The organism is Kosakonia beeri (assembly GCF_054165705.1).
In genome coordinates, this window is the sequence record NZ_CM135106.1 from 4051402 (window position 1) to 4064482 (window position 13081).

Here is a 13081-nt window from a genome sequence, read left to right on the forward strand (position 1 = left end):
GCAGTATGAGATTAGCAGAAAAAAGCCGGCCGTCAGGCCGGCTTTCTCGATTACATCACCAGACGGCGGATGTCAGACAACATGTTGTTGATGATGGTAATAAAGCGCGCACCATCGGCCCCGTCAATCACACGGTGGTCGAAGGAGAGCGAAATCGGCATCATCAGACGCGGTACGAACTCTTTACCGTTCCAGACCGGCTCCATCGCAGACTTGGAGACACCCAGGATAGCCACTTCCGGCGCGTTAACAATCGGCGCAAAGTGGGTGGTACCCAGGCCGCCGATGCTGGAGATGGTGAAGCACCCGCCCTGCATTTCGCCAGCGGTCAGTTTACCGTCACGCGCTTTCTTAGAGATCACCGTCAGTTCGCGGGACAACTCGGTCACGCTCTTCTTGTTCACGTCTTTAAAGACCGGAACAACCAGACCGTTCGGCGTATCAACCGCCACACCGATGTTGATGTATTTCTTCAGCGTCAGTTTCTGACCATCTTCAGACAGAGAACTGTTGAAGCGCGGCATCTGCTCCAGCGCGGCTGCAACGGCTTTCATGATGAAGACAACCGGGGTAAATTTCACATCCAGTTTGCGCTTCTCAGCTTCGGCGTTCTGCTGTTTACGGAACGCTTCCAGATCGGTGATATCAGTTTTGTCGAAGTGAGTAACGTGCGGGATCATGACCCAGTTACGGCTCAGGTTAGCACCAGAGATTTTCTGGATACGGCCCAGTTCCACTTCTTCGATTTCGCCAAACTTGCTGAAGTCCACTTTCGGCCACGGCAGCAGACCCGGCAGAGAGCCGCCTGTTGCGCCAGCAGCAGGTGCAGATTCAGCACGTTTCACCGCGTCTTTCACATAAGCCTGAACGTCTTCGCGCAGGATACGACCTTTACGGCCCGTTCCTTTCACTTTTGCCAGGTTAACACCGAACTCGCGCGCCAAGCGCCGGATCAGCGGTGTCGCGTGGACGTAAGCGTCGTTTTCTGCGAAGTCAGATTTACCGTCTGCTTTAGCCGGAGCCGCAGCCGGTTTTTCCGCCTGAGCAGCCGGGGCCGGAGCAGCAGCGGCAGCAGGTGCAGCAGCCGGAGCTGCGGCAGGCGCTGCGCCTTCCACTTCAAATACCATGATCAGCGAGCCGGTGGAGACTTTGTCGCCCACGTTGACTTTCAGCTCTTTCACAGTACCGGCGAACGGTGCCGGAACTTCCATTGACGCTTTGTCGCCTTCAACGGTGATCAGGGACTGTTCAGCGGAGACTTTGTCACCCACTTTTACCAGCACTTCGGTCACTTCAACTTCGTCGCCACCGATGTCCGGTACATTCACTTCTTTCGGGCCAGACGCTGCTGCCGGTGCGCTTGCCGCAGCCGGAGCGGCCGCTTGTGCCGGTGCTGCAGCGGCAGCCGGTGCGGCGCCAGCAACCTCGAAGATCATGATCAGCGAACCGGTGGAAACTTTGTCGCCGGTGTTGATTTTGATCTCTTTCACGGTGCCTGCAAACGGCGCCGGGACTTCCATAGAGGCTTTGTCGCCTTCGACGGTGATCAGTGACTGCTCAGCAGTCACGGTATCGCCGACTTTGACCAGGATCTCGGTGACTTCAACTTCGTCGCCGCCGATATCCGGGACATTAACTTCTTTGGCTGCTGCAGCGGCCGGTGCTGCTGCAGGCGCGGCTTCTTTCTTCTCTTCTGCCGGAGCAGGTGCAGCGGCTGCTGCACCTTCGGCGGAATCGAAAATCATGATCAGTTTGCCCGTCTCGGTTTTGTCGCCAACAGAGACTTTGATCTCTTTAACAACGCCAGCCTGCGGAGACGGAACTTCCATAGAGGCTTTGTCGCCTTCTACGGTGATCAGCGACTGTTCAGCTTCAACTTTGTCGCCTACTTTGACCAGGATCTCGGTGATTTCAACTTCATCAGCCCCGATGTCCGGTACATTGATTTCGATAGCCATTATTTCTTTACCTCTTATGCCAGACGCGGGTTAACTTTATCTGCATCGATGTTGAACTTGGTGATTGCTTCCGCCACCACTTTCTTGTCGATTTCGCCACGTTTAGCCAGTTCGCCCAGCGCTGCAACAACCACGTAAGAAGCATCAACTTCGAAGTGGTGACGCAGGTTTTCACGGCTGTCGGAACGACCGAAGCCATCCGTACCCAGTACACGGTAATCATCAGCCGGTACATAAGTACGAACCTGCTCAGCGAACAGTTTCATATAGTCAGTGGATGCCACAGCCGGTGCGTCGTTCATCACCTGAGCGATGTACGGTACACGCGGGGTTTCCAGCGGATGCAGCATGTTCCAGCGCTCACAATCCTGGCCATCACGTGCCAGTTCAGTGAAGGAAGTCACGCTGTACACGTCAGAACCCACGCCGTAATCTTTCGCCAGGATCTGCGCAGCTTCACGAACGTGACGCAGGATAGAACCTGAGCCCAGCAGCTGAACTTTACCTTTGCTACCGGCAACGGTTTCGAGTTTATAGATACCTTTACGGATACCTTCCTCAGCACCTTCCGGCATGGCCGGCATGTGGTAGTTTTCGTTCAGCGTGGTGATGTAGTAGTAAACGTTCTCTTGTTTCTCACCGTACATACGCTCCAGGCCGTCGTGCATGATCACAGCCACTTCGTATGCGTAAGACGGGTCATAAGAGATACAGTTCGGGATGGTCAGCGACTGAATATGGCTGTGGCCATCTTCGTGCTGCAGACCTTCGCCGTTCAGCGTTGTACGACCAGAAGTACCGCCAACCAGGAAGCCACGAGCCTGCTGGTCGCCTGCCTGCCAGCACAGATCGCCGATACGCTGGAAACCGAACATGGAGTAGTAAATGTAGAACGGGATCATCGGCAGGTTGTTGGTGCTGTAAGAGGTCGCAGCCGCCAGCCAGGATGCGCCGGCACCCAGTTCGTTGATCCCTTCCTGCAGGATCTGGCCTTTTTCGTCTTCTTTGTAGTAAGCAACCTGCTCACGGTCCTGCGGGGTGTACTGCTGACCGTTCGGGCTGTAAATACCAATCTGACGGAACAGACCTTCCATACCGAAAGTACGCGCTTCATCGGCGATGATCGGAACCAGACGATCTTTGATCGACTTGTTCTTCAGCATTACGTTCAGGGCACGAACGAAAGCGATAGTGGTGGAGATCTCTTTATTCTGCTCTTCCAGCAACTGGGAGAAGTCAGACAGCGCAGGCAGTTCCAGCTTCTCGGTGAAGTTCGGCTGACGAGAAGGCAGATAGCCTTTCAGCGCCTGGCGACGTTCGTGCAGGTACTTGTGCTCTTCTGAACCTTCCGGGAAGGTGATGTAAGAGAGTTTTTCTACCTGCTCGTCGGTCACCGGAACATTGAAGCGGTCGCGGATATAACGCACGCCGTCCATGTTCATTTTCTTCACCTGGTGAGCGATGTTTTTACCTTCTGCGGTATCACCCATGCCGTAACCTTTGATGGTATGGGCCAGGATTACAGTCGCTTTACCTTTGGTTTCACGTGCTTTTTTCAGTGCAGCGTAGATTTTCTTCGGATCGTGGCCGCCACGGTTCAGGGACCAGATTTGCTCATCAGTCCAGTCTGCAACCAGCGCTGCGGTTTCCGGGTATTTACCGAAGAAGTGTTCGCGAACGTACGCGCCATCTTTGGATTTAAAGGTCTGGTAGTCGCCGTCAACGGTTTCGTTCATCAGCTGGATCAGTTTACCGCTGGTATCTTTACGCAGCAGCTCGTCCCAACGAGAACCCCACATCACCTTGATCACGTTCCAGCCAGCACCGCTAAAGATGCCTTCCAGTTCGTTGATGATTTTGCCGTTACCGGTGACCGGGCCATCAAGACGCTGCAGGTTACAGTTGATGATGAAGCACAGGTTGTCCAGTTTTTCACGGGTCGCGATGGTGATGGCGCCTTTGGATTCCGGCTCATCCATCTCACCGTCGCCGAGGAAAGCGTAAACGGTTTGTTCAGACGTATCTTTCAGGCCGCGATGTTCCAGATATTTCAGGAATTTCGCCTGATAGATCGCACCAATCGGGCCCAGACCCATGGATACGGTCGGGAACTGCCAGAATTCCGGCATCAGTTTCGGGTGCGGGTAAGAAGAGAGGCCTTTACCGTGAACTTCCTGGCGGAAGTTGTTCATCTGCTCTTCAGTCAGACGTCCTTCCAGGAACGCACGGGCGTAGATGCCCGGAGAGATATGGCCCTGGAAGTACACCAGGTCGCCGCCGTCTTTCTCGTTACGGGCACGGAAGAAGTGGTTGAAGCACACTTCGTAAACAGTTGCAGAAGACTGGAAGGAAGCCATGTGGCCGCCCAGCTCGAGGTCTTTTTTGGACGCGCGCAGAACCGTCATGATTGCGTTCCAGCGGATAGCTGAACGAATACGACGTTCCAGTTCCAGATTGCCCGGGTATTCCGGTTCATCTTCAACGGCAATAGTGTTTACATAGTTGCTCGCCCCTGTGCCAGCTGCCACTTTCACACCGCCTTTGCGGGCTTCTGAAAGGAGCTGGTCAATCAGATACTGAGCGCGCTCAACACCTTCTTCACGGATGACCGATTCGATCGCCTGTAGCCAGTCGCGAGTTTCGATCGGATCCACGTCATTTTGTAAACGTTCTGACATGGGGGGTATTCCTTATCTATCTAATACGTTGATTTGTCTGGAACCTGTCCCATTGCATTCTCATTATTACAGGACAACAAAAGTGCAATAAGACAGGTTCTGCGTTTAGTTGCCGCGCTCTAAAGGTCGGCGCTGGTGTTACAACTCTTCCGGTGCAAACTGCACCAGAAAATCTTAATTCTTTCTCTGTTCCAGCCGGCGGAGCGAACGTTCACGACGGCTCTGCTCACGGCTGCGATCCAACAAAATCTCTTCGATAAATGCCAGGTGACGGTGCGATGCTTCTCGCGCCTCTTCCGGCTGACCGGCCATGATCGCTGCGAAAATGCTGGCGCGATGATTGCTAACCAGCGGCAGCATTTCGCGGCGCGCGTACAGCAATTCAAAGTTCTGACGAACGTTCTGTGCCAGCATCGGCTCCATGCAGCGTAGCAGATGTAGCAGAACAACATTATGTGCCGCTTCGGTTACGGCAATTTGATACTGCACGACAGCGTCGGACTCCGCGTCCAGATCCCCTGACTGCTGAGCCAGCTCAATAGCCCGATGCAGTTCGCCAATACGAACCTTGTCTTCGTCGGTGCTACGGAGCGCAGCGTAATAGGCGGCAATGCCTTCCAGCGCGTGGCGGGTTTCAAGCAGGTCAAACTGGGATTCTGGATGGTCGGTCAGGAGTTCTACCAGCGGATCGCTGAAGCTCTGCCACAGGCTGCTTTGGACAAAGGTCCCGCCCCCCTGGCGACGGAGAAGCAGCCCTTTTGCTTCGAGACGTTGAATGGCCTCGCGCAGTGAAGGACGAGAAACGTCGAACTGTTTGGCCAGCTCACGCTCTGGAGGCAGTTTTTCACCGGGGCGTAATGTCCCCTCAAGAATCAAAAACTCCAGTTGCTGCTCAATCACATCGGATAGTTTTGGCTGGCGGATTTTGCTGTAGGCCATTGTTCCCTGTCTCTACCATTCGCCCGGAGTAAATTGGTCTTACCAATTTCATGTTCGTGACGCTAAAGTAACAAAGTATTCACCTTCTGTCCATACAGGTTTTGATTGAAATCAGTAAACCACGCACATTTTAACAATGTTACAGAAATGACGTTTCAAAGATGTAACCTTGCACAAATGACCTATTTACCACGAAAGAGGCAGTTTTAACTTTCCTGAAACGACAAATAAGGCATATGAACCGATTCAGTCGGTGAATATTTGAATTTAAATTCATCAAAAATGAATAAATATTAATTTTCAGTATGGGCAGGGGGTAAAGGGGTTACTGACAAACGGTTTCTTTTTCATCAGGTCGTCATCACACCTTCATAAAGCAGATGCATTCCCGCGCACTTACCACTATTCTGAGCCCTATGAAAGAGATGAGTGAAAAATCACATCAGCCTTTCGTAAACCAATAAATACAAAAAACGGAATTTATTCCTTACACGCAAACGACAGCGTACATATAACAACCACACACGAGGTTTCATGATGGAAGGTCAACAGCATGGCGATCAGCTAAGGCGCGGCCTTAAGAACCGCCATATTCAGCTTATTGCGCTGGGTGGAGCTATCGGGACTGGCCTATTTCTGGGCAGCGCGTCAGTCATTCAATCCGCCGGCCCTGGCATTATTCTGGGTTATGCCATTGCAGGCTTTATTGCATTTTTGATTATGCGTCAGTTGGGCGAAATGGTAGTGGAAGAGCCGGTCGCGGGTTCATTCAGCCACTTTGCCTACAAATATTGGGGTAGCTTTGCTGGCTTTGCTTCCGGCTGGAACTACTGGGTTCTGTATGTACTGGTCGCGATGGCGGAACTGACCGCTGTCGGCAAATACATCCAGTTTTGGTGGCCAGAGATCCCAACGTGGGCTTCTGCTGCCGCCTTCTTTGTCATCATTAATGCCATCAACCTGACCAACGTCAAAGTGTTTGGCGAGATGGAATTCTGGTTCGCCATTATCAAAGTGGTGGCCGTGGTGGCAATGATCCTGTTCGGCGGCTGGCTGCTGTTTAGCGGCAACGCTGGCCCGCAGGCGACAGTGCGTAACCTTTGGGAACAAGGCGGCTTCCTGCCGCACGGCTTTTCCGGGCTGGTAATGATGATGGCCATCATTATGTTCTCTTTTGGCGGCCTGGAGCTGGTTGGCATTACCGCCGCTGAAGCCGACAACCCGGAGCAAAGCATTCCGAAAGCCACCAATCAGGTTATCTACCGCATCCTGATCTTCTATGTGGGTTCACTGGCTATTCTGCTTTCGTTGCTGCCATGGACACGCGTTACCGCCGACACCAGTCCGTTTGTTCTGATTTTCCACGAACTGGGCGATACGCTGGTGGCAAACGCGCTGAACATCGTGGTGCTGACCGCCGCGTTGTCGGTCTACAACAGCTGCGTTTACTGCAATAGCCGTATGCTGTTCGGCCTCGCGCAGCAGGGTAATGCGCCAAAAGCGCTGCTCTCGGTGGACAAGCGCGGCGTACCGGTGAATACCATTCTGGTTTCTGCGGTCGTTACAGCGCTGTGCGTGCTGATCAACTACCTGGCACCGGAGTCCGCATTTGGCTTGCTGATGGCGCTGGTGGTTTCTGCGCTGGTGATTAACTGGGCGATGATCAGCCTGGCGCATATGCGCTTCCGCCGTGCTAAGCAGTTGCAGGGGGTCACACCGCGATTCCCGGCGCTGCTCTACCCGTTAGGTAACTGGATCTGCCTGGTGTTTATGGCCGCTGTGCTGGTGATTATGCTGATGACGCCAGGTATGGCGATCTCCGTATATCTGATCCCCGTCTGGATTGCTATCCTCGGCGTTGGCTATGCGCTTAAGCAGAAAAATGCAAAAGCCGTAAAAGCTAATTAATCCTTATTCTGCGCCCCTCTCCCGCCAGGGAGAGGATTGTTATCACAATGTTACCTTCCTCACACTTCCTTTTACATAGCCATTTTGTCCATCTCTGCGGCCTGATCCTGCTACGCAAAGAAAAATTTACAGGTGAATAATTCTTCCATATCTCAAATGGGGAACCGGCAATGGGCAACAAACTGTCTGTTAAAGAAAAGATTGGCTACGGCATGGGCGATGCCGGATGTAATATTATTTTCGGCGCCATCATGTTGTTTGTGAACTATTTCTATACTGATATCTTCGGCCTCGCCCCGGCGCTGGTCGGGGTATTACTGCTGTCGATTCGCGTTATTGATGCGGTGACCGACCCGTTAATGGGGGCTCTCGCCGACCGAACACAAAGCAAGTATGGGCGTTTCCGTCCGTGGCTGTTGTGGATAGCCCTGCCCTATGCTGTGTTCAGCGTACTGATGTTCACCACTCCGGACTGGACCTACAACAGCAAGGTGATTTATGCCTTTATCACCTACTTCCTGCTGTCGCTGACTTATACCGCCATCAATATTCCTTACTGCTCGCTGGGCGGCGTGATCACCAACGATCCGAAGGAACGTGTGGCCTGCCAGTCTTACCGCTTCGTGATGGTCGGGATTGCCACCCTGCTACTCTCATTAACCCTGCTGCCGATGGCGGAATGGTTCGGCGGCGCCGACAAAGCCAAAGGCTACCAGCTGGCGATGACCGTGCTGGCATTTATTGGCATGTGTATGTTTCTGTTCTGTTTTGCCACCGTTCGCGAGCGCGTTCACCCGGCCGTGCCAACCAACGATGACCTGAAAAAAGACTTTAAAGATGTGTGGAAAAACGACCAGTGGGTGCGCATTCTGCTGCTGACGCTATCAAACGTCTGCCCCGGTTTTATTCGCATGGCGGCAACCATGTATTACGTGACCTGGGTAATGGGAGAAAGCACCCACTTTGCGACGCTGTTTATCAGTCTTGGCGTAGTTGGCATGATGATCGGCAGTATGCTGGCCAAAGTACTGACCGACCGCTGGTGCAAACTTAAAGTCTTTTTCTGGACCAATATCGCGCTGGCTATTTTCTCCTGCGCGTTCTACTTCTTTGATCCACTCGCCACGATGCTGATTGTGGTGCTCTACTTTTTACTCAACATTCTGCACCAGATCCCTTCTCCGCTGCACTGGTCGCTGATGGCAGACGTCGATGATTATGGCGAGTGGAAAACTGGCAAACGCATTACCGGCATCAGTTTCTCTGGCAATCTGTTCTTCCTCAAAGTCGGGCTGGCTGTCGCCGGGGCAATGGTCGGCTTCCTGCTTTCCTGGTATGGGTACGATGCGGGGGCCAAACAACAAAGCGCGACGGCGATCAATGGCATTATGCTGCTGTTTACCGTCATTCCGGGTGTTGGTTACCTGATTACCGCAGGCGTTGTACGCCTGCTGAAAGTCGACCGCGACCTGATGAAACAGATCCAGGCGGACCTGGAGAAACGCCGCGTGAATTACCACGAACTGACCGGAAGTCAGCAAGTCCCCGCTGGCGACAACGTAAGGAAAGCATAATGAGCCACTGGCCAAATCCGTTTATTGAACAGCGCGCAGATCCGTTTATTCTGCGCCATGAGGGAATGTACTACTTTGTGGCATCAGTCCCGGAATATGACCGACTTGAGATCCGTCGCGCCAGCACGCTGGAAGGGCTCCGTCAGGCCGAAGGCGTGGTTGTGTGGCGCAAACCGACGAGCGGCCCGATGAGCGAACTCATCTGGGCGCCAGAGCTGCATCATATTGATGGCAAATGGTATCTTTATTTCGCCGCTGCCGGGACAAAAGCGCTGGATGCGCTGAATATGTTCCAGCACCGTATGTTTGTGCTCGAATGCGCAGATAGCGATCCACTGAATGGGCATTGGGTGGCGCGCGGCCAGGTGAAAACGCCTTTCGACACCTTTGCGCTGGATGCCACAACCTTTGTCCATCAAGGGAAACGCTGGTACTTGTGGGCGCAAAAAGCGCCGGACATCGCCGGGAATTCCAACCTCTATCTCGCAGAAATGGAAAACCCATGGACGTTAAAAGGCCATCCTGTACTGCTCAGCAAGCCCGAGTTTGACTGGGAGTGTCGCGGCTTTTTAGTCAATGAAGGGCCTGCGGTGCTGTTCCACGGTGACAAGCTGTTTATTAGCTATTCCGCCAGCGCCACAGATGAAAACTACTGCATGGGCTTGTTATGGATTGACAGGTCAGCGGATCCACAGATCGCCGCCAACTGGCACAAAGCACCACAGCCGGTGTTTAAAACCAGCTATGAAAATCGCCAGTATGGCCCTGGTCACAATAGCTTTACGCAAACGCCGGAAGGGGAAGATGTGCTGGTGTATCACGCGCGCAATTACACGGAAATTGAAGGGGATCCGCTGTACGATCCTAACCGTCATACCCGCCTGAAAACGGTACACTGGCAGCAAGATGGGATGCCTGATTTTGGTACCCCACCTGCGGATCATCCGTAACGCGACGGCACGCGGGTTAAATCAGCGTGCCGTAAATAGTCAGCAGCGCCACCACTACCACCAGCACCAGTGAGGTTTTCTTCGCCATCGACACGGCGGCTTTGGGGGTTTCGACTTTATCCATATGCGGTTCGCGCGCCAGTGAGAACTGCGCAAGGCGCGTCAGCACCTGGTACTGTGAGGTATAGCGATCGCCAAGCGAAGCAAACCAGGCGGGCAGCGCCTTTTCGCCATGCCCGACCAATGCGTAAACCACGCCCGCCAGCCGCACCGGGATCCAGTCCAGCACATGCAGGATCGCATCGATCCCGGACTGCTGGCGCTCATTCGGCGTTTGATAGCGCGCCAGCCATGACTGCCAGGCACGTAAAAACGCATAGCCCGCGAGCAGCACTGGCCCCCACGACGCACCAACAATAAACCAGAACAGCGGGGCAAGATAAAAACGAAAGTTAATCCATACCAGCGCGTTTTGCAGTTCGCGCAAAAACTCACGCTCATCGCAGCCCGGCGGTACACCGTGGATCAGCGTCAGCTCATTGGCCATTGCATTATGGGCATGACTATCATTGCGCGCCGCCGCTTTCAGATAGGCGTGATAGTGCAAACGGACTTTGCCTGCACCAATGCATAACAGCCCCAACAGGATCCACACCACCAGCAACGGCACATTAAAAAATAGCCCCAACAGCGCACGCAGGATCAGAAACGTCACCAGCATGACCAGCGCTGTCATCAAAACCGTTCTGATCATCGAATAGTGCTTAACCCGCCGGAATACCACTTCCAGACGGTGATCCAGTTGCCAATGCTCTCCCAGTTTAAACAGCCGCTCTGCCGCCAGTACCAGCAGCATGGTGAATAACGTCATGGCATCTCCTTTTCTGACAAACCGGCGACCTGCGCGCGAAACCGTGCCCAGTCAAAAGCAGGGCCCGGGTCAGTCTTGCGCACAGGGGCTATATCGCTATGCCCGGTCATATTGTCGGCAATCGACGGGTAAAGCTCAATCAGCGTTCGGGTTACGGCCGCCAGTTGCTGGTATTGCGCATCGGTGTAGGGCTGATGGTCCGTGCCTTCGAGTTCGATACCAATCGAGAAATCATTACAGCGCTCCCGTCCCAGATAAGAAGATACACCCGCATGCCAGGCACGTTTATCAAAAGGCACATACTGCACAATCTCGCCATCGCGGCGGATCAGGCAGTGTGCGGAAACACGCAGATGAACAATCTCAGCAAAAAAGGGATGGGCGGTCGCATCCAGCGTGCCGGTGAATAAGGCATCTATCCACGGGCCACCAAATTCCCCGGGTGGCAAGCTGATATTATGTACCACCAGTAGTGAAGGCTGTTCATCGTCCGGGCGGCAATCGAAATGTGGAGACGGCACCTGCCGCGCTTCCACCAGCCAGCCCTTGCGTAACTGCATAAGGAACTCCTTATAGAGGATGGTGCTGAAACACGCTTCAGAGTAGCATGTTCAGGCGGTGTCCTGTAATGGCCTCCCTGCACAAGACATTGCCTAACTTTGTGATTCGTTGCCTTTTTTGGAGTTTATCATGCCGCCTCGCCGCTATAACCCCGACCTTCGACGTGACGCACTGCTCAAACGTATCGAACTGGATATCCCTGCCGCTGTCGCCCAGGCGCTGCGCGAAGATCTGGGGGGAGACGTCGATGCGAATAACGATATTACCGCTCAATTGTTACCGCCGGGGAATCGCTCGCACGCGGTGATCATCACCCGTGAAGCAGGTGTATTCTGCGGCAAGCGTTGGGTCGAAGAGGTCTTCATCCAGCTGGCGGGCAGCGATGTGACCCTGACATGGCACGTGGCAGATGGGGATGTCATCAGGGCCGATCAGCCTTTATTCGAACTGGAAGGACCGTCACGCGTGCTGCTGACCGGCGAAAGAACAGCGTTAAATTTTGTACAAACCCTGTCAGGTGTCGCCAGCGAAGTGCGTCGTTATGTGGAACGACTGAACGGAACGAAAACGCAACTGCTGGATACGCGAAAAACATTACCTGGGCTGCGCACGGCGTTGAAATATGCCGTATTGTGCGGCGGCGGCGCCAACCATCGCCTTGGTCTCTCTGACGCCTTTTTAATTAAAGAAAACCACATTATCGCGGCGGGATCGGTACGCCAGGCGGTGGAAAAAGCTTTTTGGTTACATCCGGACGTGCCGGTAGAAGTCGAAGTAGAAACGCTGGATGAACTCGACGATGCTCTCAAAGCCGGGGCCGATATCATCATGCTGGACAACTTCACCCCAGAACAAATGCGTGAAGCCGTGAAACGCACCAACGGTGAAGCACGGCTGGAAGTCTCCGGCAATGTGACGCTGGAAACCCTGCGTGAATATGCCGAAACCGGCGTTGATTATGTCTCCGTCGGCGCTCTGACAAAACATGTCCGCGCGCTCGATTTGTCGATGCGTTTTCGCTAACCCACCTGCTCACTGAACGGGCCGCTGGCCCGTTTTTTTGCGTACCTCCTCGCAAACTTTTTGTTCTCTCTTGCTACATCAGTAGCAAGTCTGGAAACCCTCTTCCTTAAACCAATTTTCCCTCTCGCAGTCCCCCTCAGGCACTGACACAGTAACGGCTCACTACAAGGAGCCAAAGATGAATAAACAACAGGGATTTACCCTCATTGAGTTGATGGTCGTGATCGGCATTATTGCCATTCTGAGCGCCGTTGGGATCCCCGCCTATCAGAACTACCTGCGCAAAGCCGCGCTGACCGATCTCTTGCAGACCTACGTGCCCTATCGTACTGCCGTGGAGTTATGTGCATTGGATCGCGGCGGTATTGAGAGCTGTGATGCAGGTAGCAATGGTATTCCTCTCCCGATCAGCACGCGTTATGTAGCGGCGATGAGCGTCGCCAAAGGCGTGGTCTCGCTGACCGGGCAAGAGAGCCTGAAAGGGCTGAGTATTGTAATGACGCCACAATGGAGTGATACCGAAGGTCTTAAAAGCTGGACGCGCAACTGCAACACCAATAGCGATAGCGCCTTGCAGCAAGCTTGTGAAGATGTTTTCCGTACCGGACGCCCTTAAGGA

10 protein-coding genes are annotated in these 13081 nt (G+C 53.7%); 5 read left to right on the forward strand and 5 right to left on the reverse strand.

All coding sequences use genetic code 11. The annotated features are described in order from the left end of the window. Nucleotides 1–50: 50 nt before the first annotated feature. The 3 genes from aceF to pdhR form a co-directional block, all read right to left on the reverse strand. Nucleotides 51–1958 (reverse strand): pyruvate dehydrogenase complex dihydrolipoyllysine-residue acetyltransferase, encoded by a 1908-nt coding sequence (aceF, locus tag ACUY4S_RS19180; RefSeq protein WP_458021822.1) that lies wholly within the window; start codon nucleotides 1956–1958, stop codon nucleotides 51–53. A 14-nt stretch (nucleotides 1959–1972) separates the two neighbouring features. Continuing rightward, a complete protein-coding gene (gene aceE, locus ACUY4S_RS19185; RefSeq protein WP_312687318.1) occupies nucleotides 1973–4636 on the reverse strand; it encodes a pyruvate dehydrogenase (acetyl-transferring), homodimeric type in 2664 nt (887 codons plus the stop codon). A 174-nt stretch (nucleotides 4637–4810) separates the two neighbouring features. Beyond that, the gene (gene pdhR / locus ACUY4S_RS19190; RefSeq protein WP_312687316.1) at nucleotides 4811–5575 is read right to left on the reverse strand and encodes a pyruvate dehydrogenase complex transcriptional repressor PdhR; all 765 of its coding nucleotides are present in this window, start codon (nucleotides 5573–5575) and stop codon (nucleotides 4811–4813) included. Nucleotides 5576–6109: 534 nt separating this feature from the next. On the opposite strand from pdhR, the gene aroP reads away from it, so the two are divergent. From aroP to ACUY4S_RS19205, 3 genes are all read left to right on the forward strand, one after another. Then, complete coding sequence (gene aroP / locus ACUY4S_RS19195; protein WP_312687314.1) at nucleotides 6110–7483, forward strand: aromatic amino acid transporter AroP; 1374 nt, start codon at nucleotides 6110–6112, stop codon at nucleotides 7481–7483. A 170-nt stretch (nucleotides 7484–7653) separates the two neighbouring features. Beyond that, entirely contained in the window at nucleotides 7654–9057 is a 1404-nt protein-coding gene (locus tag ACUY4S_RS19200) for a glycoside-pentoside-hexuronide (GPH):cation symporter (protein ID WP_458021821.1), read from the forward strand. Then, nucleotides 9057–10007 (forward strand): glycoside hydrolase family 43 protein, encoded by a 951-nt coding sequence (locus ACUY4S_RS19205; RefSeq protein WP_312687311.1) that lies wholly within the window; start codon nucleotides 9057–9059, stop codon nucleotides 10005–10007. The genes ACUY4S_RS19200 and ACUY4S_RS19205 overlap by 1 nt, the downstream gene beginning before the upstream one ends. Before the next feature lie 16 nt (nucleotides 10008–10023). On the opposite strand, the gene ampE is transcribed toward ACUY4S_RS19205, so the two are convergent. Both ampE and ampD read right to left on the reverse strand, forming a co-directional pair. After that, nucleotides 10024–10878 carry a beta-lactamase regulator AmpE gene (gene ampE / locus ACUY4S_RS19210; protein WP_312687309.1) on the reverse strand — a complete coding sequence of 285 codons (855 nt, stop codon included), beginning with the start codon at nucleotides 10876–10878 and terminating at the stop codon, nucleotides 10024–10026. Beyond that, nucleotides 10875–11438 carry a 1,6-anhydro-N-acetylmuramyl-L-alanine amidase AmpD gene (gene ampD / locus ACUY4S_RS19215; protein ID WP_458021820.1) on the reverse strand — a complete coding sequence of 188 codons (564 nt, stop codon included), beginning with the start codon at nucleotides 11436–11438 and terminating at the stop codon, nucleotides 10875–10877. Before ampD ends, ampE begins: the two co-directional genes overlap by 4 nt. A gap of 130 nt (nucleotides 11439–11568) precedes the next feature. Here ampD and nadC point away from each other — a divergent pair, with 130 nt between their 5' ends. Continuing rightward, nucleotides 11569–12462 (forward strand): carboxylating nicotinate-nucleotide diphosphorylase, encoded by an 894-nt coding sequence (gene nadC, locus ACUY4S_RS19220; RefSeq protein ID WP_458021819.1) that lies wholly within the window; start codon nucleotides 11569–11571, stop codon nucleotides 12460–12462. A gap of 178 nt (nucleotides 12463–12640) precedes the next feature. Beyond that, the gene (gene ppdD / locus ACUY4S_RS19225; RefSeq protein WP_312687304.1) at nucleotides 12641–13078 is read left to right on the forward strand and encodes a prepilin peptidase-dependent pilin; all 438 of its coding nucleotides are present in this window, start codon (nucleotides 12641–12643) and stop codon (nucleotides 13076–13078) included. The last annotated feature ends 3 nt before the right edge of the window (nucleotides 13079–13081 follow it).